The following is a 19215-nucleotide window of genomic DNA, read 5'->3' on the forward strand; positions in this document are numbered from 1 at the left end:
ATGGCACATCCGGTCCGGGGTTTTGCACGCGCAGGCCTTGCCTGCCTTGCCCTGATTTTCGCCGCTTCCGCTGCGCAGGCGCAGGACTGGGCCACGCGCGAGGTCTGCGAGCCGCCCCGGATCGCGGTCTTTGATGAGGTCTTTGCCCCCGAAGGCGCAGAGGAACTGGACCGCCGCGCCGCTCTGATCCCCAATGCGACGGGGCGGTTCTGGCGCGTCACCGCGCCCGGCGGCGGCACCTCCTACCTGTGGGGCACGATGCACAGCAGCCACCGCAGCGTGCTGGACCTGCCGGACACCGTTCTGGACGCGCTCAAGGGCGCATCCCGCGTGGCGCTGGAAATCGACCCCCGCTTTCCCGACCGCGAAAGCCACGACCGGTTCATGCAGGGCGCCGATGTCTACCGTCCGGCCCCATCGGGGTTTCGCTTTGCCGATCTTGGCCTGCCGGGGGACATCGAACACAACCTTGGCAATCGGCTGACATCGCTGGGCTGGCCGCGCACCGCGCTGGACCAGTTGAAATTCGGCACGCTTGCCGAATTGCTGCTGTATGATCCCTGCGAGGATTTCACCGGCGGCGTGCTGCCGACGCAGGACAGCTATCTCCAGACCCTGGCCCATATCCAGGGCATCCCGATCCTGCCGCTGGAACACCGCAACCGCCTGTCGAACAAGCTGAACACCCCCGGCAACGAGGACCTGGCCCGTGCGATCATCGGCACCTACGCCATCTACCTGTCCCCCGGTGCCACGCCAGAGGCACGTGCCACGGGTCTGGGTCTGTACCAGCAGGGGCGCGTCGGCGTGATGATGGCCTGGGACCGCGCCCAGATCAGCGCCGCCCTTGGCAACGAGGGGCCCGCGCTTTACGCCCGCATGACCGATTACCTTGTCGATGAACGAAACGTCGATTTCGTGAACGCCGCGCGGGATGCGCTGGAACAGGGCGGCCTGTTTGTCGCCGTCGGTAATTTTCACCTGCCCGGTGACAAGGGCATGATCGAACTGCTGCGCGCCGAGGGCTTCACGATCACCCGCATCGCCCTGCCGGGTGAGGCGCCCTGACATGATCCGCAATTCCAGCCCCATCGACCGACTGATCGACCTCATGGCGCGCCTGCCCGGCCTTGGGCCACGCTCTGCCCGTCGTGCGGTGCTGCACCTGATCCGCAAGCGCGCCCACCTGCTGACTCCCCTTGCCGAAGCGATGACAGAGGTCGCCCAGACCGCGCGCGAATGCCTGAACTGCGGCAATGTCGGCACCTCTGACATCTGCCCGATCTGCACCGATGAGGCGCGCGCAAACGGGTTGCTCTGCGTGGTCGAAGAGGTGGCGGATCTCTGGGCGATGGAACGCAGCGGCACCTTCAAGGGGCGCTATCACGTTCTGGGCGGCACCCTGTCGGCGCTGGACAATGTCGGCCCCGAGGATCTGCGCATCCCGCAACTGCTGCGCCGGATCGGGGCCGAAAACGTGACAGAGGTCATCCTTGCGCTGAACGCCACCATCGACGGCCAGACCACCGCCCACTACATCGCCGACCAGCTGGAACCGCAGGGCATCGCGCTCAGCTCACTGGCGCAGGGCGTGCCCATCGGCGGAGAGCTGGACTACCTGGACGACGGCACCATCACCGCCGCACTGAACGCCCGCAAGCGGCTGTAACCCGCGCTAACCATCCCGTCACGGCTCATTCGGATTGCTGGAGAACAGGGCGATCTTGTTGCCCTGCGGGTCGCGCAGATAGCCAACAAAAAAACGCGGCCCATAAGCAGCCCGAAAACACGGCGCACCCTCATTGGTACCACCAGCGGCCAGTGCGGCGGAATGCAGGTCGCGCACCTGTTCCTGGCTGCGCGCCTCAAAGGCCACCATGGCCCCGTTGCCGGCCGAGGCCGGCCGCCCGTCAAAGGTTGGCTTGACGTAGAAATCCGGAAAAACCGGGGCTTGCCCCGATTGCACGGGCAATGCGTAACTCAGCCCCTCCGGCCCTTCTTTCAGGTCATAGCCTAGCGCGGGCAGGATCGCGGAGTAAAACCGCGTGGCGCGTCCGATGTCGTCCGCGCCAACTGTGACGTAGGCAATCATGCGTTCTGTGCCTTTCCGACATTCGACCTTGCAACCGTAGTTGCCGCTCTGTCGTAGGCCAACACGGGTCGCCGCTCAACAAACGACCCCGCGCAGGCCGCCAAAACCCACTGGGGCGCCCTTCGGAACAACGCCGCCCAGTCAGCCACAAAAAAACGCCCCCGCAGAACCTTGCGGAGGCGCTTGTCAAAGAAATGTTGCGATCATCACCCGCCAAGCGGCGCGGATCAGGCTTTCTTGTCGTCGTCCTCGTCGTCTTCGTCGTCCTTGCCGCCTTCGGGCAGGTTGAAAAAGCTGTCGGCGTCCAGAAACTCGCTGTCGCTGCGGCGGTCTTCGTCGTCGTCCTCGCCACGCGGATCGGACAGGCTGAAGGTTTCCAGACCCTCGATTGCCGACGGCAGACGCGGCTCCGGGTCCATCCCAAGGCTCTGCTCGGTCGAGACCAGCTTGCGGCGCTCATCGTCGGTCATCACCGCCTGCATCGCCTTGGCGGCCTTGGCCACGGCAGCATCCAGTTCGGACTGCTTGCACAGGCCCAGCGCCACCGGATCAATCGGCTGCATCGCCTGAATGTTCCAGTGTGTCCGCTCACGGATGGTCTGGATCGTCGGCTTGGTGGTGCCGACCAGCTTGGCGATCTGGCTGTCCGCCAGTTCGGGGTGGAATTTCACCAGCCACAGGATCGCGTTGGGACGGTCCTGCCGTTTCGACAACGGGGTATAGCGCGGGCCGCGCCGCTTGTCCTCATCCCGCGCCGCCGGGTTGTGCTTGACCTTCAGCCGATAGAACTGATCCTTCTCGGCCTTTTCGATCTCGGCCTGATCCAGCTGGTTGTTGGTGACCGGGTCAAAGCCCTTGACCCCCACAGCCACGTCGCCATCGGCGATGCCCTGAATTTCCAGCTCGTGAAACTCGGTGAAATCGGCGATCTGCTTAAAGGTCAGGGTGGTGTTGTCCACCAGCCAAACGGCGGTCGCCTTGGGGTGCAGCAGCTTGGACATCTCGTCATCATCTCCTTGGTCTTGCGGGCCGCGTCCATGCCTCTTGCCAGACCCAGGGCCAGTCGGGGCCAAGGGCGGCTCCGGCGGGCGGAGCGGGTTACCGTTGTCGGGGAACTCGGCGTCTATATAGTGACGCAGAGTCCAAAGGGGAAGTAAAAATGCGTTTTCTGAGTGTTCTGGTGCTGGGGGCGGGTCTGATTGGCGGGATGTTGCGGGCCGACGGTGAGCGCGCCGGAGAGTTTGACTACTACGTCATGGCGCTAAGCTGGTCGCCAAACTGGTGCGCGCTGGAGGGCGACGCCCGCGACGCCGACCAGTGCGACACCGATGCAGGATGGCTGCTGCACGGGCTCTGGCCGCAGTTTCACCGCGGCTGGCCGGCTTTCTGCCCGACGACCCAACGCGCGCCGTCACGTCGGATGACAGGCGAAATGACAGATGTCATGGGCTCCGGCGGGCTGGCGTGGCACCAGTGGAAGAAACACGGCGTCTGTTCGGGGCTGTCGGCCACCCAGTATTTTGACCTGTCGCGCGCGGCCTATGGTGCAGTCACGCGCCCGGACGCCTTTCGCAAGCTGGACAAGAGCGTCACCCTGCCCGCCGAGCTGGTCGAAGAGGCGTTCATCAAGGCCAACCCCACGCTGGAGCCGGACATGATCACCATCACCTGTCAGGACGGCCATATCCAAGAGGTCCGCATCTGCCTGTCAAAGGGTCTGGAGCCGGTGCCTTGCGGTCAGGACGTGGTGCGTGACTGCAAGTTGACAAACGCCCGGTTTGAACCAATCCGGTAACAAGTGGCGGGAAAATCAACAGGTTGCAGGCGCGGCGGGCGGTGGCCCGTGGCGTGTTCCGGTTGGCCCGCATCGCGGCCTCCCAAAGGCGCGCACCCGACGGCAGAGGCGTGCTGACCCATGTCAAAGACATGCGGCGGATTGAATGCGAATCTCCTGTGTGCGCCCATGCCCTGACCGGGACGACGCGCACCGTTTGACAAGGGAGAGAGACATGACACGCATTTTGGCCCTCGCCGCCGCTGCCCTTTTGGCCGTTGCCGCCCCGCAGGTTCAGGCCGGGGATTGCACCGGCTGGGTTGTGGGCGTGCGTCCGATCAGCCAGTACAACCACTATTCCGGCAACGGGTTTCTTGCGGTCCGCACCGGGCCAAGCTCCAACAACCAGCAAATCGGAGAGCTGTACCTGGGGGATGAGATCTCCGTCTGGAACCGCTCGGGCAGTTGGTATCAGGTGCAATGCATGACGGGGCGGTGTCAGAACCCGCTGTGGGGCGCCGCCAATCCCAATGGCTGGGTCTATGGCAAGTACCTCAATATCGGTGGCGTCTGTCCGTAAATCTGCCCCGCATCGGCACCGATCAAAAGGTATAGCCGAATCGCCCGATGTCCTCGGCGCAGATCTCGGCGACAATCTCCTGGGTCGCGGAATCGTAGTAGCCCCGGTACTCTGCCGCCCGCTGTGATCGGTTTGCGTGCGGCAGATCCGGCGTGAACCCCAGATGCCGGGTCAGTGGCCCCATGTCCTGCTCAAGATGCTCCAGCCGCAGGAATTGCCCGTGTTCATGGCCCGCCGCGTCACGCATGTAGCGCGCATAGGGCCACGCCAGCAGCGTGGCCCGAGTATGTGCGTGCCGCACGAACCCGGCAAACGCCTGCCCCTTTGCAAGGGTCACGGCCGGATGATCAAACCCCTGCGCGCGCAGCCAGTGGTAATAGCTGACCATCCGGTCCCACGGGTTGCGCACAAGGCAGAAACAGAACATCGCGCCGATTTCTTCCGGGGTCAGCGCCCCGTCCAGATCCGCCAATGCCGAATGTTTCCAGATCCGCCCGCGCGCTGTTTCGGCCAGCTTTGCCGCGCGCGCCTTGCGCCGCCGTGCCTTGGACGTGTCACCGATCAGGATGTCGTCACGATGCGCCCGCGCCTCCAGCGCCAGCGCCATCGAGGTGCCGCCGGTCTTGGGGATATGCACAAAGAGGAACCGGCGTCCGGGCGACAGGATCATGACAGCAGCCTAGCGGCGGCTTGCGGCGAAATGAAACCCCTATGCGGGGCTTTTCTTGCGCCGCGCACTTGCGCATAGTCGCCACACTTGGCGCAAAAGGGAGCATCTCATGGGTTGGCTGGCTGACGAAACCGGACTGGGCAAAACCACCGCGAATTACACGCCCCTGACACCTCTCAGCTTTTTGCGCCGCGCCGCCGGCATCTGGCCCGAACATCTGGCCGTGGTCTATGGCCCCCACCGCAAGACCTATGCCCAGTATTTCGAACGGGTGACGCGGCTGGCCTCTGCCCTCGCGCAGTCGGGCGTCATGCCCGGCGACGTGGTCGCCACCATCCTGCCCAACATCCCCGCCCATGCAGAGGCGCATTTTGCCGTGCCCGCCTGTGGCGCGATCCTGAACGCGATCAACACCCGGCTGGATGTGACCACCGTGGCCTATATCCTTGACCACGGCGGCGCAAAACTCGTGCTCTGCGACCCGCAATTCCTGCCCGTGCTGGCAGAGGCACTGGACCTCATGGAGGGAGAGCCGCCCATGATCGTCGAGGTCGCCGACGACCACGCAGGCGTCCACGCCCACGGCCACTACACCAACTATGAGACCTTCATAGAAACCGGCGACCCCTATTTCCCCTGGATCATGCCGGAAGATGAGTGGGAGAGCATCGCCCTCAACTACACCTCCGGCACCACCGGGCGGCCCAAGGGCGTCGTCTATCACCACCGGGGGGCCTATCTGAACGCCATGGGCCAGATTGTCAGCTGGCGCATGACCCTGCACCCGAAATACCTGACCATCGTGCCGCTGTTCCACTGCAACGGCTGGTGCCACACTTGGATGATGCCCGCATTGGGCGGCACGGTTGTCTGCTGCCGCGACACCACCGCACCTGCCATCTTTGACGCCATTGCCGATGAGGGCGCGACCCATTTTGGCGGTGCGCCCATCGTGCTCAACATGCTGGTGAACGCCCCCGCCGACCAGAAACGCGACTTCGACCATGTGGTCGAGGTGTTCACCGCAGGCGCGCCCCCGGCCCCGGCGACGCTGGCGAAAATCGAACCCATGGGCTTTAACGTGACGCAGGTCTACGGCCTGACAGAGGTCTACGGCCCCGCCACCGAATGCACATGGAAACCCGAATGGGAGCCGCTGCAGGGCGAAGAACGCGCCGCCATCAAGGCGCGTCAGGGCGTCGCCATGCCCTTTATGGAAGAGGTCGCCGTACACGACGACGAGGGCCACGACATCCCCCGCGACGGAGGGATCAAGGGGGAAATCATGTTCCGGGGCAACGGCGTGATGAAAGGTTACTACAAGAACCCCAAGGCCACGACAGAGGCCTTTGCACGCGGCTATTTCCACTCTGGCGACATCGCGGTCCAGCATCCCGACGGCTACGTCCAGATCGCCGACCGTGCCAAGGACATCATCATCTCGGGCGGCGAAAACATCTCCTCGGTCGAGGTCGAAAGCTGCCTGATGGGCCATGACGCGGTGCTGCTCTGCGCCGTCGTCGCCAAGCCGGATGAGAAATGGGGAGAAGTGCCCTGCGCCTTTGTCGAGCTCAAGGACGGGCATAAGGCCACAGAGGCCGAAATGATCGCCTTTGCGCGGCAGCGGCTGGCCGGATTCAAGACGCCCAAGAAGGTGGTGTTCCAGGAATTGCCCAAGACCTCGACCGGCAAGATCCAGAAATTCGCCTTGCGCGAACAGGCCAAGCAGCTGGGCTGATGCAGGCGCGGCGGGACACGGGTAGGACGGCCTCCGTCAGGGGGACGCGCGCTCGATTGCCCCGCCCTGCCCCGCATGATAGCGTTGCCAAAATGCGAGGCAGAGCAGCCCCCGATGACCGCCCTGAAACAGTTCTCACGTCTCGAAGCGACCGGCCTCTGGCGGCCATCGCCAGAGGAACAGCGCCGTGAGGTGATTGTATCGCTGGGCGACGCCACGCTGACCCTGTCCGACATCAATGGCACCGCCTTGGCGCATTGGTCGCTTGGGGCTGTGAATCGCGCCAACGGCAAGGATATTCCCGCCATCTACCACCCCGACAACGCGCCGGGTGAGACGCTGGAACTGGCCGGTTCGGAAACCCAGATGATCGAAGGCGTGGACCAATTGTTGCGCGCGATCGAACGCCGCCGTCCCCGTCCGGGCAAACTGCGTTTTCTGCTCACCGGCGGGCTTTTCGCGGCGCTGCTCGCGGGGGCGGTCTTTTGGTTGCCGAGCGCACTGGAACGCTATGCGGTGACCGTGGTGCCACCGGTCAAACGGGCCGAGATCGGCGGTCATCTCTTGCGTCACATCGAAAGAGTCGCGGGCAAACCCTGCATGACGCGCGATGCGCGTGGCCCGCTGGACCGGTTGTCTGCCCGGCTGATGGATGGCGGGCGTGTCGTGGTGCTGTCAGGCGGCGCGCGCCGCAGCGCACATCTGCCCGGCAGGATCATCCTGCTCAGCCGTGCCATTGTCGAGGACTACGAAGACCCGGACGTGGCCGCCGGGTTTGTGTTGTCGGAAACCGTGCGTGCCGCGCAAACCGATCCGCTGGCGGCGCTGCTGGATCATGCCGGGCTGATGTCCAGCCTGCGCCTGCTGACCACCGGCGCCCTGCCGGACACGGCGCTGGCCGCCTACGCCGAACACCTGATGGCGATAGAGCCAGAGTTGCCCGCCCCTGAGGCGCTCATCGCCGCCTTTGCGCAGGCCGAGATCCGCAGTTCGCCCTTCGCCTATGCGCTGGACATTACCGGCGAACGCACCCTTGCCCTGATCGAGGCAGACCCGCGCGCGGGGCAGGACAGCCGACAGGTTCTCAGCGATGCGGATTGGGTGCGCCTGCAAGGTATCTGCGGCGGATAACAAATCGCCCGCACGCGGGAGGCGCACGGGCGGTTCAGTCAATTGGTCTTCGTTTAGCGGATATAGGCCTGCGTGTAGCCGGTGATATGCACACGGCGCAGCGCCGCCTGCAACTGGTCATGCGACGCAAAGGGCCCGACCCGCAGCAGCGACAGATTCTTGTGGCTGCCCATGCGGACCGTCAGGCCGGACGATTGCAGGCGATGCGCGGCAGAGCGCGCCTTGTCGGGTGTGGTAAAGGCCCCGATCTCGATCCAACGACCGGTTTTGACCTTGGGTTCGCTCGCCGCCTTGGGGGCGGAACTGCGGGTGGTCACAACCGGCGTCAGCGGCAGCGGCGATTTGGTCCGACCCACAACCACCGGCGGTTTGACCTCATGCCTGCGCACCTGCGTGACCAGTTTGCGAGGCACGGTGTTGGTCCAGATCTGCTGAGTGTCCTGATGGCCCTTGACGGTCTGCCAGGCGCGGTAGGAATTCAGCCGGTCGTCTTTCCATGCCGGGCTATAGCCTTCGGGCACATAGGCCACCTGCGGGTCATGCTGCTCCAGCACATGTTTCGGCACGATGCGGGTTTCTGGCGGCAGGGTCAGGTTGCTGCCCTCCCAGCTGTTCTTGTTGTAATAGACGTTCTTGCCCGGCGCGGGTGCCTCGCCCCGGCGGACGATGGTCACATGCGGCGCGGTTTGCGGACCACAGCTGGCGCGCAGCTTCATCCCGTTCACGACGCGGAATGTCTCACCGTTGACGCAGGCGTATTCACCCTGCACCACCCTCTTGGGAACCACCTTGACCGGTGCCTTGGCCACCGGGGCGGCAGCGGCGGGCACGCGGCGCACGACACGCGGCGGCTGGGCCGCAACGGGTTTGGCGGCGCGCACCACGGTGCGTCTGACCACCTTGGGCGCCGGCGCTGTAGTGGTCGCTTGCACCCGCGCGGGGGCCGCGGCCTTGGCCGGCGGCGTTGCGGTGATCTGCACCGGCTTGGTTGTGGTCGGCATCGGCGCGGCGGGTGCCGCAACCGGCGTACTGCCAAACGTCGGCTTTTGACCGCACAACTGCTGGCGCTGGCGCGAGACGCGCGGCACCCATGTCACCGCCCCGTCAAAGCCTGCGCGCACATAGACACAGCCCCGGTTGTCGACGAACTGGCTGCCCGTGTACGAGGCCGGCGGAAAGTTCACCGGAACGTCCCGGGACGCGGATTGCGCATGCAAAGGTAGAGAAGAAATTCCGAATCCGGAAACCAGCAGCGCGATAAAAGAGAATGATTTCAAGGTCATGTCTGCCCCCACAGATTTGACCTATAGAATACCCCTTTGGAAACCGTCCTGTAAAGCCTTGAAATTGTTAATGGCTTTGGGATGTCCACAGCCGGGACTGCGGTAAATCGGGCAATATACCTGGGATTGTCGCAGGCCGCGAAACACACGCGCTATGGATAGCACGCGTGTCGCGGCCTGCCGCATCATTTGGTGCCGAACATCCGGTCGCCTGCATCCCCCAACCCCGGAACGATGTAGCCCTTTTCGTTCAAACGCTGATCCAGCGACGCGGTGATGACCGGAACGTCCGGATGGGCCTCTTCCATGCGCTTGACCCCTTCGGGGGCGGCCAGCAGGCACAGGAACCGAATATCCTTGGCGCCGGACGCCTTGACCAGGTCGATTGCGGCGGCCGAGGAATTGCCCGTCGCCAGCATCGGATCGACCACGATGGTCAGGCGGTCGCCCATCTGCTCTGGCAGCTTGTTGTAATACTGAACCGGTTTCAGCGTCGCCTCGTCCCGGTACAGCCCGATAAAGCCGACCCGCGCCGCCGGGATCAGCTCCAGAATACCATCCATCAGCCCGTTGCCCGCCCGCAGGATCGACACCAGCGCCAGTTTCTTGCCCTCGATCACCGGGGCGTCCATCTCGCACAGCGGGGTTTCGATCCGCTTGGTGGTCATCTGCATCTCACGCGTGACCTCATAGGCCAGCAGCAGGCTGATCTCGCGCAGCAGCCGCCGGAAACTGGCAGTCGAGGTGTCCTTTTCCCGCATCAGGGTCAGCTTGTGCTGCACAAGGGGGTGATCGACGATGGTGAGGTGCTTGCTCATGCGGGCGGCTCCAGTTTCTTTCTGACCGCCTCACGCGTGGCCGCATCGCAGAATGCGGCGTCGATGGCGGTTTGGTTGATCTGTGCGAACACCTCTTCGTCCCATCGATGCGCCTTGGCAAGGCCAAGGTACTCATCCTTCATGGTGGTGTGAAAGAACGGCGGGTCATCGGTGGACACCGTCACCTTGACGCCCCGCTCGCGCAGCCGCTCGATCGGGTGTTCCTTCAACGACGGAAATACGCCCAGAAAGACGTTGGAGCCGGGGCAGACCTCCAGTGTGATCTCGCGCTCTATCAGCATGTCGACCACCGCCAGATCGCCGATGGCGCGGACCCCGTGGCCGATCCGTTCGACGCCCAGATCCTCGACCGCCTCGCGCACCTCTGACGGTCCCTGCCATTCGCCCGCATGGCTGGTCAACTTCAGACCGGCCTCGCGCGCCATGTCGAAACTGTAGGCAAAGTCGCGCTGTTTGCCCTGCTTCTCGTCGCCGCCCATACCAAGGCCGACAATCCAGTCGCCCGCCGTCTCTGCCGCGCAGCGCGCGGCGCGCTTGGCCTTTTCCGGACCAAAGTGGCGGATCGGCGTGACGATGCCACGCAGGGTGATGCCCATGTCGCGCTCTGCCGCATCCGCCGCCTCGCGGATCGCGTGCAGGTATTCGCGCCACGCCGTCACATCGCCGCCGCCGCAGAAATCCGGGCTGAGAAAGGTCTCCGTATAGACCACACCGTTCCGCGCGCTTTCTTCCAGCAGCGCGGTACACAGGCGGGCAAAATCCTCGGGCGTCTGCAACACCGATGTCGCCGCCTCGTAGACCTCGAGGAAATGCCAGAAATCCCGGTACGCGTAAGAGCCGTCCGGATTGAAAATCCCGCTGATATCGATCTTCTTTTCCTTGGCCAGCCCACGGATGAACGCGGGCGGCGCGGCCCCTTCGAAATGCAGGTGCAGCTCGACCTTGGGCAGGGTCACGATGCGGTGCAGTTCGTCCTCGTCGGTGATGGGGTCGCGGTCTCTCACAGGAAACTCCTTCCGGGGCCGTGCGATCGCACGCCAAGATGTGCGGCGATAGAGGCGGCAACATCGGCAAAGCCGATCTGCCCCAGCGTCCCCTCACCGCAGCCAGCCACCACAACCGGCACCCGTTCGCGGGTGTGGTCGGTGCCGGTCCATGTCGGGTCATTGCCGTGGTCGGCGGTGATCAGCAGCATGTCGTCTTCGCGCAGCCGTGCCAGCAGCCCCGCCAGTTGCGCGTCGAACCATTCCAGATGCCGGGCATAGCCCGACACGTTGCGGCGGTGGCCATACAGGCTGTCGAACTCGACGAAATTGGCAAAGGTCAGGCTGCCGTCCTCGGCCTCGTCAATCAGATCCGACAGGTGGCCCATCAGGTTGGCGTCGTCGCCTTTGCGCACCTCGTCGATGCCGGTCATGGAAAAGATGTCGCCGATCTTGCCCACCGCATAGACCCGGTGGCCCGCGTCCTGCACCCAGTTGGTCAGCACCGGCTCAGGCGGGGTAATGGCATAATCATGCCGGTTTCCGGTGCGGGTGAAATTGCCCGGCTCCCCCACAAAGGGGCGCGCGATCACCCGGCCCACCTTCATCTTGTGCAGGATCGGGGCCAGCGTCTCACACAGATCCAACAGCCGTTGCAGGCCAAAATGCTCCTCATGCGCGGCAATCTGGAACACACTGTCGGCAGAGGTATAGCAGATCGGGAATCCGGTGCGGATGTGCTCTGCGCCGTATTCGTCCAGCATCACCGTGCCGGAGCCGTGGCAATTGGCCAACACACCATCGACTCCGGCGATCCGGCAGACCTCATCGGTCACGTCCTTGGGAAAGGCCGGCGTGGTGTCGGGAAAGAAATGCCAGTCCCACGGCACCGGCAGACCGGCCAGTTCCCAATGCCCCGACGGCGTGTCCTTGCCCTTGGACACCTCGGTCGCCGCGCCCCAGAGCCCCATCGGCGGCGTGTCATCGGCGCGCGCCCCGCCCGAGGCCAGATCGGCCGCGTGGTACAGGCCCAGCGCGCTCAGCGTCGGCAGGTGCAGAGGGCCGCTGCGCCCCTCTTCTGCCGCGCCCTTGGCGCAGGCATCAAGGATATGGCCCAGCGTGTCGGCCCCGGTGTCGGGCACCCCGTCGTTGAAATACGCATCCGCGTCCGGCGCACCGCCGATGCCGACCGAATCCATCACAACCAGAAAGGCGCGCATCAGGTGATCCTCTCCATGATCAACGGCACGGTTTCGGGGGCCGTGTCCCCCAGCGTGATGGCCCGCAATGCCACCTGCGCGGCGGCGGCGGCCTGTTCCTCACGCGCCGCGTGGACCCGCAGCAGCGGCTGGCCCTTGGCCACCGTGTCGCCCAGACGCACCACGTCGGAAAAGCCCACCGCCGGGTCCACCACATCGGTCTCGACCCGGCGTCCGCCGCCCAGATCGACCACCGCCAACCCCAGCGCCTCGCCGTCCATCTGCGTCACCACACCGGCCCTTGGCGCGGGCACCTCCAGGATCACCGTCGCCTCTGGCAGGAAACGCCGCCAGTCATCGACAAAGGCCAGCGGCCCGCCCAACGCATAGACCATCCGGCCAAACCGCTCCGCCGCCTCGCCCGAGGTGATGGCCTTGCGCAGCTTGGCCTCGCCATCGGCGATCCCGGCGGTGGCCAGCAGTTCCGCCCCCAGCGCGATGCTCAGTTCCAGCAGCGGGCCTTTGTCCTGCCCGGTCAGCACTGCCATCGATGACTCGACCTCCAGCGCGTTGCCCAGCGACGCCGCCAGCGGCTGCGTCATGTCGGTGATCAGCGCCGTCGTCGGACAGCCCGCCGCATTGGCCGTGCTGACAAGTGCCTGTGCCAGCGCACGCGCATCTGCCTGCGTCTTCATGAAGGCACCCGACCCGGTTTTAACGTCCAGCACCAGCGATTGCAGCCCGGCGGCCAGCTTTTTCGACAGGATCGACGCGGTGATCAGATCAAGGCTCTCGACGGTGCCGGTCACATCGCGGATCGCGTACAGCCGCTTGTCCGCCGGGGCGATGTCGGCAGAGGCGCTGACGATGGCACAGCCCACGTCCCCCACCACCTGCCGCAGCATCGCCTCATCGGCGGCGACGGAATAGCCCGGTATCGCCTCCAGCTTGTCCAATGTGCCGCCGGTATGGCCCAGCCCCTGGCCGGAAATCATCGGGACGTAAACCCCGCAGGCCGCCAGCGCAGGTGCCAGCACCAGCGACGCACAATCGCCCACGCCGCCTGTGGAATGCTTGTCCACCACCGGCGCGTCCATGTCCCACTCCAGCACCCGGCCGGAATCCCGCATCGCCAGCGTCAGCGCCACGCGCCCCGCCTCTGACAATCCGCGCAGACACACCCCCATGGCAAAGGCCCCCGCCTGCGCCGCACTCACCGACCCATCGGCCAGCCCCTGCGCAAACCAGGCCAGTTCCCGAGGGGCCGGTTCCTCGCCACGGCGCAGCTCTCCGATGATCCCGCGCGCATCCATCAGGTGCGATCCATATGCGCACTGCCAAAGGCGCCGGGCAGCAGATCCGCCACCGTCACCGTCTCTTGACCGCCATCCACCGTGGCCATCGTCACCTCTACGTCCCCCCGCGCAAACTCGAACAATTTCTGCCGGCACCCGCCACAGGGCGGCACCGGATGCGCGCTGTCGGCGATGACATAGGCGGCAACAATCTCTGTCTCGCCCGCCGCCACCAGCGCGGCAATCGCCCCGGCCTCGGCGCAGGTGCCCTCGGGATAGGCGACGTTTTCCACGTTGCAGCCGACATAGACCGCGCCAGAGGGCGCGCGGAGGGCGGCTCCGACCTTGAAATGCGAATAAGGGACATAGGCGTTCTCACGCACCGCACGGGCGGCGGCGGCAAGCTCGGCGAATCCGGAGAGGGGATTGGACATGGGATGGGCCTTCCTCGATGAACGCCCCCCATGTTGCGGAGCCGGTCTGCGGAATGCAAGAGGCGGCGAGGGTCGAATGTTAGCGCGAAACAGCGACACTCCGCCGGGGCCGCCTCCCGGATTCCATTTTCAATCGAATCCTGAAACTGCTATCGGACGCGTGACTCTTGCCGTGGGAGACCGGGGTCGTTTAGCATTAAACAAACTCTTCGGGAGGGCCTCTTCATGAACGACACCACCAATGAATCGCTGCGTCAGGCGGCACTGTTCTACCATGAGAACCCGCGCCCCGGAAAGCTGGAGGTCCGCGCCACCAAACCGCTGGCCAATGGCCGCGATCTCAGCCGCGCCTATTCCCCCGGCGTCGCCGAGGCCTGCCTTGAAATCAAGGCCGACCCGGCCAACGCCGCCCGCTACACCACCAAGGGCAATCTGGTCGCGGTGGTGACAAACGGCACCGCCGTTCTGGGCCTTGGCAACATCGGCGCGCTGGCGTCCAAGCCGGTCATGGAGGGCAAGGCCGTCCTGTTTAAGAAATTCGCCAACATCGACTGTTTCGACATCGAGGTGAACGAACCGGACCCGGAAAAACTGGCCGAGATCGTCTGCGCGCTGGAACCCACCTTTGGCGCCATCAACCTTGAGGACATCAAGGCCCCCGATTGTTTCATCGTGGAAAAGATCTGCCGCGAGCGGATGAACATCCCCGTCTTTCACGACGACCAGCACGGCACTGCCATCGTGGTCGGCGCGGCGGCGACCAACGCGCTGCATGTGGCCGAAAAGGCATGGGGCGACATCAAGGTGGTCAGCACCGGCGGCGGCGCGGCGGGCATCGCCTGCCTCAACATGCTGGTGAAACTGGGCGTGAAGCGCGAAAACATCTGGCTGTGTGACATTCACGGTCTGGTGTTTGAGGGCCGCGCAGAGGACATGAACCCGCAAAAGGCCGCCTTTGCCCAGCCCTCCGACCTGCGCACGCTGGACGACGTGATTGACGGCGCGGATCTGTTCCTGGGCCTCTCCGGTCCCGGCGTCCTGAAGCCCGAACAGGTCGGCCGCATGGCCGCCCGCCCGATCATCTTTGCGCTGGCCAACCCCACGCCGGAAATCATGCCGGACCTTGCGCGTGAGGCCGCGCCCGACGCGATCATCGCCACCGGGCGCAGCGATTTTCCCAACCAGGTCAACAACGTCCTGTGTTTCCCCTTCATCTTTCGGGGCGCGCTGGATGTGGGCGCGACGGAAATCAACGACGCCATGCAGGTCGCCTGCGTCGAAGGCATCGCCGCCCTTGCGCGCGCCACCACCAGCGCCGAGGCCGCCGCCGCCTATCGCGGCGAACAGCTCACATTCGGGGCCGATTACCTGATCCCCAAGCCCTTTGACCCGCGCCTGTCGGGCATTGTCTCCTCTGCCGTGGCCCGCGCCGCGATGGAGTCCGGCGTCGCCCTGCGCCCGCTGGAGGACCTGAAAGCCTACAAGCAAAAGCTGGACGCATCGGTCTACAAATCCGCGCTGCTGATGCGCCCGGTGTTTCAGGCCGCCGCCACCGCCTCGCGCCGGATCGTCTTTGCCGAGGGTGAGGATGAACGCGTGCTCCGCGCGGCCCAGGCCATTCTTGAGGAAACCACCGAAACGCCGATCCTGATTGGCCGTCCAGAGGTGATCGCCGCCCGGTGTGAACGCATGGGGCTGGAAATCCGGCCGGAACGCGATTTTCACATCGTCAATCCAGAGAACGATCCGCGCTACCGCGACTACTGGACCAGCTACCACGAGGTGATGGCCCGGCGCGGTGTCACGCCCGATCTGGCGCGCGCGATCATGCGCACCAACACCACCGCCATCGGCGCGATCATGGTCCACCGCGATGAGGCCGACAGCCTGATCTGCGGCACCTTCGGCGAATATCTCTGGCATCTGAACTACATCCGGCAGGTGCTGGGCGACCGCAAACATCATCCGCAGGCGGCGCTGTCGCTGATGATCCTCGAAGACGGGCCGCTGTTCATCGCCGACACCCATGTGCATCAGCAGCCCACCGCCGAACAACTGGCCGAAACCGCCATTGGCGCGGCCCGGCATGTGCGCCGCTTTGGCATCGAGCCCAAGATCGCGCTCTGCTCCCAATCGCAGTTCGGCAACCAGCAATCCGACAGCGGCGTGCGCCTGCGCGACGCCATGCAGATCCTCGACGCGCATGACTGCGACTTCTGCTACGAGGGAGAGATGAACGTCGACAGCGCGCTGGACGTCGATCTGCGCGAACGCCAGTTCCCCGGCAACCGGATGCAGGGGGCCGCCAACGTGCTGATCTTTGGCCACGCCGACGCGGCCTCGGCCACCCGCAACATTCTCAAGATGAAGGCAAGCGGGCTGGAGGTCGGTCCGATCCTGATGGGCATGGGCAACCGCGCCCATATCGTGACCCCCTCGATCACCGCGCGGGGCCTGCTGAACATGGCCGCCATCGCGGGCACACCAGTGGCGCATTACGGCTAAGGCAGAACGGAAAAACGGCGGGCCTTTGACCCGCCGTTTGCCGCAAATGGTGCAATTTGTGGCCGAACGCCCTGTACGCTCGGCGCTACGTCGAGCAACAGCGACCGAAGACATCTTCGGCACCTGTTGACCCGGAGGTCGGCCAAGCGGCACAAACCGGACTTCTGCAGTTGCCACTTTTGCTGGCGCAGAAACTAATCGCAGACGTGGCGGAGCTTTGTGACGTTACACTGCGCTCCACTCGGACCTCATCCTGACCATACAGGAATTGAGATCACCACACGGCGTCCGTGCGGATGGCTGGGGTAACCAAGCGACTCTAGTGTCGCGCGTACCGCCTCTCGAGATACATGGTCGCCCAAACTGTCGGGATTGTCACAATCAGGAACAGAAGTCCCACCAGCGTCATCGGTTCCAGATACTTGTAGGTACTGTTACTGTAGATGTTCGCAGCGTTGAACAGCTCGACCACCGTGATCGCGGCAAGCAATGGCGTTTCCTTGAACATCGTCACCAGGTAATTCGCCAATGGCGGGATCATCGGGGGGATCGATTGCGGCAAGATGACATTGATCCATGTCTGAGTGGGGGAATAATTCAGTGATCGCGCGGCCTCCCATTGTCCCTTGGGCACATGTTCGATGCCAGCACGGAATACTTCGGCTGTGTATGTGCTGAAATGCACCCCCAGACCGATGACTCCGGCGACGAACGGAGACAGATAGACCCCGAGGTCGGGCAAGACGTAGAACAGGAAATAGAGCTGCACCAGAAGCGGCGTACGACGCACGAATTCCGAGAGCCAATAGGTTGTCAGCGAAACCAGCCGTGACGGCGATCGCCGCAGGATTGCCAGCATCAGGCCCAGTGCATAGGCCACCGCGGCGCCTGCGAATGTCGCTTGAACGGTGACGACCAACCCTGCGAGCAGACGCGGCAAAACATCGGCGACGACGATCCAACTCCAATCCATGATTAGTTTCCTGTTCTGACATTCAATTTGCGTTTGGTCTTGATCCGCCAGGCGAGCAGATCAACTGCGCCAACAAGTACCGAAGCGATCAGGAAATAGACTACGAGGATCAAGAGGAAGGGTTCCAGCGTAAGCCCGGTCTGTGCCCGCACGATCTGGGCGGCAAAGGTCAGATCGGATATCGTGATCAGCGACGCAACCGCGGTCAGCTTCATCAATTCGATCAACAGGTTGCCAAAGGGCGGGATCATCATCGGAATCGCCTGTGGAATGAGGACATGCCGGTAAAGCTGAAAGGTCGTGTAGTTCAGGGAAAGCGCCGCTTCGCGCTGGGGTTTCCCGACCGATTTGATCGCGCCCCGAACAACCTCTGATCCATAGCTGCCCAGATTCATGCCACAGGCCAGAAAGCCAGCGGCAAAGGGTGCCAGGGTAAGACCGAAAAGCGGTAGGACGTAAAACATGAAGAACATCTGCACCAGGGCCGATGTGCCGCGAAAAAACTCAAGATAGATCACGGACAAGACGCGCACGACGCGATACCGGGACAATCGCGCCAACCCCACGACGAAGGAGATCACCAGAGCGATCACTGCGCTGACAACCGTCAGTTGGATCGTCACTGTGGCGCCCTTGAGCAGGAGCGGAAAAAATTCGACAAGCACTTCCATTGTGACGCATCCCATCATCTCCCCCGCGAGGCGCGAGGGAGAGTTAGATTTGAACTAAGCGGCTCAGTTGCCGGGGCAGAAATCGTCGCGCTTGACGGCCAGCGTCGCTTCGGCCGAGAAGCCATAAGGCTCGATGATCTCGGCAAACTCCCCGCTTTCCTTCAACTCGACCAGCGCCTGGTCATAGGCTTCGCGAAATGCCGTATCCTCAGGATTGAATGCAGTGCCGGCGCAGCCCATAGGAACCCCCTTCACCGGCATAACCAGTTCAACACTCGGGTCGTTCAGCTTGAGCAGAAGATCTTGCGTCCCCAGTCCCGACAAGGCAAACACATCGACGCGACCCTGCTGCAACATCTTGATGCCGCTCTGTGGATCGGTAAAAACCTTAATCTGGCTGGGTTTGACACCGCGCTCCAGAGCATATGTTTCCTCTGCGCAGCCGGCGCAGGTTGTCATCGTCAGCTCAGGGTTTTCCGCAATATCTTCATATGTAGTGAGCCCATGCGGATTTCCCGCAGGCACGGCAAAAGCTTCAGCACCGCAGAGGTCGGGCTCGGAATATATGATTGCCACGCAACGGTTCGGCTTGATGTAAAGGCCCGAGGTCGCCATATCGACGCGCCGCGCCAAAAGCGCCGGGATCATCGAACCATAAGGGACGACCTGTGCGCGAATTTCCGGAACGCCGAGTTTGGCCATCACAGGGCTTTGTTGCGCAAAGGCTGGTTGAGGGATTCATCTCGTGAATCCAGCGTGGTAGCTGTCCTGCATGAGCAGACCGATCCCGCCGAGCTACAAGACCAAGAACTGGCCGGCCTACAACGAAGCGCTGAAGCAGCGCGGCTCCCTGACGATCTGGTTCGACCCGGACATGGTCTGGGTGCCACCGCCGACCGGCAAGCGAGGCCGGCAGCCGCTCTATAGCGACGCCGCGATCCAGGCATGCCTGACGATGAAAGTCCTTTTCGGCATGGCGCTCCGGCAGACGACCGGGTTCGTTGAAAGCCTACTGAGCCTGGTCGGCCTCGACTGGGCGGTGCCCGAC

20 protein-coding genes are annotated in these 19215 nt (G+C 63.9%); 8 read left to right on the forward strand and 12 right to left on the reverse strand.

Annotated features, from left to right (window positions below):
- Nucleotides 1–1068 carry a TraB/GumN family protein gene (locus CHB90_RS18930; protein ID WP_089279417.1) on the forward strand — a complete coding sequence of 356 codons (1068 nt, stop codon included), beginning with the start codon at nt 1–3 and terminating at the stop codon, nt 1066–1068.
- Between the two features lies 1 nt (nt 1069).
- Nucleotides 1070–1669, forward strand: coding sequence for a recombination mediator RecR (recR, locus tag CHB90_RS18935; RefSeq protein ID WP_089279418.1), 600 nt, complete (start codon nt 1070–1072; stop codon nt 1667–1669).
- 18 nt (nt 1670–1687) lie between these two features.
- On the opposite strand, the gene CHB90_RS18940 is transcribed toward recR, so the two are convergent.
- Together CHB90_RS18940 and CHB90_RS18945 are read right to left on the reverse strand one after the other, a co-directional pair.
- Entirely contained in the window at nt 1688–2092 is a 405-nt protein-coding gene (locus CHB90_RS18940) for a VOC family protein (protein WP_089279419.1), read from the reverse strand.
- A 227-nt stretch (nt 2093–2319) separates the two neighbouring features.
- Entirely contained in the window at nt 2320–3093 is a 774-nt protein-coding gene (locus CHB90_RS18945; protein WP_089279420.1) for a DUF1013 domain-containing protein, read from the reverse strand.
- Between the two features lie 158 nt (nt 3094–3251).
- Here CHB90_RS18945 and CHB90_RS18950 point away from each other — a divergent pair, with 158 nt between their 5' ends.
- Entirely contained in the window at nt 3252–3887 is a 636-nt protein-coding gene (locus CHB90_RS18950; RefSeq protein ID WP_089279421.1) for a ribonuclease T2 family protein, read from the forward strand.
- Between the two features lie 214 nt (nt 3888–4101).
- Nucleotides 4102–4446: an SH3 domain-containing protein gene (locus tag CHB90_RS18955; RefSeq protein ID WP_170941113.1), complete on the forward strand. Its 345-nt coding sequence runs from the start codon at nt 4102–4104 to the stop codon at nt 4444–4446.
- Between the two features lie 22 nt (nt 4447–4468).
- On the opposite strand, the gene CHB90_RS18960 is transcribed toward CHB90_RS18955, so the two are convergent.
- Nucleotides 4469–5116, reverse strand: coding sequence for a sulfotransferase family 2 domain-containing protein (locus tag CHB90_RS18960; protein WP_089279423.1), 648 nt, complete (start codon nt 5114–5116; stop codon nt 4469–4471).
- A gap of 109 nt (nt 5117–5225) precedes the next feature.
- On the opposite strand from CHB90_RS18960, the gene CHB90_RS18965 reads away from it, so the two are divergent.
- Both CHB90_RS18965 and CHB90_RS18970 read left to right on the forward strand, forming a co-directional pair.
- The gene (locus CHB90_RS18965) at nt 5226–6854 is read left to right on the forward strand and encodes an AMP-binding protein (RefSeq protein ID WP_089279424.1); all 1629 of its coding nucleotides are present in this window, start codon (nt 5226–5228) and stop codon (nt 6852–6854) included.
- Between the two features lie 114 nt (nt 6855–6968).
- A complete protein-coding gene (locus tag CHB90_RS18970) occupies nt 6969–7985 on the forward strand; it encodes a hypothetical protein (RefSeq protein ID WP_089279425.1) in 1017 nt (338 codons plus the stop codon).
- A gap of 53 nt (nt 7986–8038) precedes the next feature.
- Here the strand turns inward: CHB90_RS18970 and CHB90_RS18975 are convergent, their stop codons facing one another.
- From CHB90_RS18975 to CHB90_RS19000, 6 genes are all read right to left on the reverse strand, one after another.
- Complete coding sequence (locus CHB90_RS18975) at nt 8039–9169, reverse strand: SPOR domain-containing protein (protein ID WP_141135927.1); 1131 nt, start codon at nt 9167–9169, stop codon at nt 8039–8041.
- A 284-nt stretch (nt 9170–9453) separates the two neighbouring features.
- A complete protein-coding gene (upp, locus tag CHB90_RS18980) occupies nt 9454–10086 on the reverse strand; it encodes a uracil phosphoribosyltransferase (protein ID WP_089279427.1) in 633 nt (210 codons plus the stop codon).
- The gene (locus CHB90_RS18985) at nt 10083–11111 is read right to left on the reverse strand and encodes an adenosine deaminase (protein WP_089279428.1); all 1029 of its coding nucleotides are present in this window, start codon (nt 11109–11111) and stop codon (nt 10083–10085) included. Before CHB90_RS18985 ends, upp begins: the two co-directional genes overlap by 4 nt.
- Nucleotides 11108–12310, reverse strand: coding sequence for a phosphopentomutase (locus CHB90_RS18990; protein ID WP_089279429.1), 1203 nt, complete (start codon nt 12308–12310; stop codon nt 11108–11110). The genes CHB90_RS18985 and CHB90_RS18990 overlap by 4 nt, the downstream gene beginning before the upstream one ends.
- The gene (locus CHB90_RS18995; RefSeq protein WP_089279430.1) at nt 12310–13602 is read right to left on the reverse strand and encodes a thymidine phosphorylase; all 1293 of its coding nucleotides are present in this window, start codon (nt 13600–13602) and stop codon (nt 12310–12312) included. The genes CHB90_RS18990 and CHB90_RS18995 overlap by 1 nt, the downstream gene beginning before the upstream one ends.
- Nucleotides 13602–14018: a cytidine deaminase gene (locus CHB90_RS19000; RefSeq protein ID WP_089279431.1), complete on the reverse strand. Its 417-nt coding sequence runs from the start codon at nt 14016–14018 to the stop codon at nt 13602–13604. The genes CHB90_RS18995 and CHB90_RS19000 overlap by 1 nt, the downstream gene beginning before the upstream one ends.
- A gap of 225 nt (nt 14019–14243) precedes the next feature.
- Between CHB90_RS19000 and CHB90_RS19005 the strand changes: the two genes are divergently transcribed.
- A complete protein-coding gene (locus CHB90_RS19005) occupies nt 14244–16523 on the forward strand; it encodes an NADP-dependent malic enzyme (RefSeq protein ID WP_089279432.1) in 2280 nt (759 codons plus the stop codon).
- A 319-nt stretch (nt 16524–16842) separates the two neighbouring features.
- Here CHB90_RS19005 and ehuD read toward each other — a convergent pair whose 3' ends face one another.
- From ehuD to ehuB, 3 genes are all read right to left on the reverse strand, one after another.
- Nucleotides 16843–17496, reverse strand: a complete 654-nt coding sequence (gene ehuD / locus CHB90_RS19010) for an ectoine/hydroxyectoine ABC transporter permease subunit EhuD (RefSeq protein ID WP_089279433.1) — start codon at nt 17494–17496, stop codon at nt 16843–16845.
- Nucleotides 17497–17498: 2 nt separating this feature from the next.
- Complete coding sequence (gene ehuC, locus CHB90_RS19015; RefSeq protein WP_089279434.1) at nt 17499–18167, reverse strand: ectoine/hydroxyectoine ABC transporter permease subunit EhuC; 669 nt, start codon at nt 18165–18167, stop codon at nt 17499–17501.
- A 63-nt stretch (nt 18168–18230) separates the two neighbouring features.
- Nucleotides 18231–18869, reverse strand: a complete 639-nt coding sequence (gene ehuB, locus CHB90_RS19020) for an ectoine/hydroxyectoine ABC transporter substrate-binding protein EhuB (RefSeq protein WP_245823304.1) — start codon at nt 18867–18869, stop codon at nt 18231–18233.
- Between the two features lie 70 nt (nt 18870–18939).
- On the opposite strand from ehuB, the gene CHB90_RS19025 reads away from it, so the two are divergent.
- A partial coding sequence (locus CHB90_RS19025) for a transposase (RefSeq protein WP_170941114.1) occupies nt 18940–19215 on the forward strand: 276 nt, incomplete at its 3' end.

This window comes from Antarctobacter heliothermus, from assembly GCF_900188425.1.
Lineage (GTDB): Bacteria > Pseudomonadota > Alphaproteobacteria > Rhodobacterales > Rhodobacteraceae > Antarctobacter > Antarctobacter heliothermus.

Bases quoted from the DNA above. Each gene is read 5' to 3' on its own strand.
- ehuD (WP_089279433.1), bottom strand. From the start codon at position 17,496: ATGGATTGGAGTTGGATCGTCGTCGCCGATGTTTTGCCGCGTCTGCTC.
- CHB90_RS18945 (WP_089279420.1), bottom strand. From the start codon at position 3,093: ATGTCCAAGCTGCTGCACCCCAAGGCGACCGCCGTTTGGCTGGTGGAC.
- ehuC (WP_089279434.1), bottom strand. From the start codon at position 18,167: ATGGAAGTGCTTGTCGAATTTTTTCCGCTCCTGCTCAAGGGCGCCACA.
- CHB90_RS19005 (WP_089279432.1), top strand. From the start codon at position 14,244: ATGAACGACACCACCAATGAATCGCTGCGTCAGGCGGCACTGTTCTAC.
- CHB90_RS18950 (WP_089279421.1), top strand. From the start codon at position 3,252: ATGCGTTTTCTGAGTGTTCTGGTGCTGGGGGCGGGTCTGATTGGCGGG.
- ehuB (WP_245823304.1), bottom strand. From the start codon at position 18,869: ATGGCCAAACTCGGCGTTCCGGAAATTCGCGCACAGGTCGTCCCTTAT.
- CHB90_RS18970 (WP_089279425.1), top strand. From the start codon at position 6,969: ATGACCGCCCTGAAACAGTTCTCACGTCTCGAAGCGACCGGCCTCTGG.
- upp (WP_089279427.1), bottom strand. From the start codon at position 10,086: ATGAGCAAGCACCTCACCATCGTCGATCACCCCCTTGTGCAGCACAAG.
- CHB90_RS18965 (WP_089279424.1), top strand. From the start codon at position 5,226: ATGGGTTGGCTGGCTGACGAAACCGGACTGGGCAAAACCACCGCGAAT.
- CHB90_RS18940 (WP_089279419.1), bottom strand. From the start codon at position 2,092: ATGATTGCCTACGTCACAGTTGGCGCGGACGACATCGGACGCGCCACG.
- CHB90_RS18990 (WP_089279429.1), bottom strand. From the start codon at position 12,310: ATGCGCGCCTTTCTGGTTGTGATGGATTCGGTCGGCATCGGCGGTGCG.
- CHB90_RS18960 (WP_089279423.1), bottom strand. From the start codon at position 5,116: ATGATCCTGTCGCCCGGACGCCGGTTCCTCTTTGTGCATATCCCCAAG.
- CHB90_RS19000 (WP_089279431.1), bottom strand. From the start codon at position 14,018: ATGTCCAATCCCCTCTCCGGATTCGCCGAGCTTGCCGCCGCCGCCCGT.
- CHB90_RS18955 (WP_170941113.1), top strand. From the start codon at position 4,102: ATGACACGCATTTTGGCCCTCGCCGCCGCTGCCCTTTTGGCCGTTGCC.
- CHB90_RS18995 (WP_089279430.1), bottom strand. From the start codon at position 13,602: ATGGATGCGCGCGGGATCATCGGAGAGCTGCGCCGTGGCGAGGAACCG.
- CHB90_RS18930 (WP_089279417.1), top strand. From the start codon at position 1: ATGGCACATCCGGTCCGGGGTTTTGCACGCGCAGGCCTTGCCTGCCTT.
- recR (WP_089279418.1), top strand. From the start codon at position 1,070: ATGATCCGCAATTCCAGCCCCATCGACCGACTGATCGACCTCATGGCG.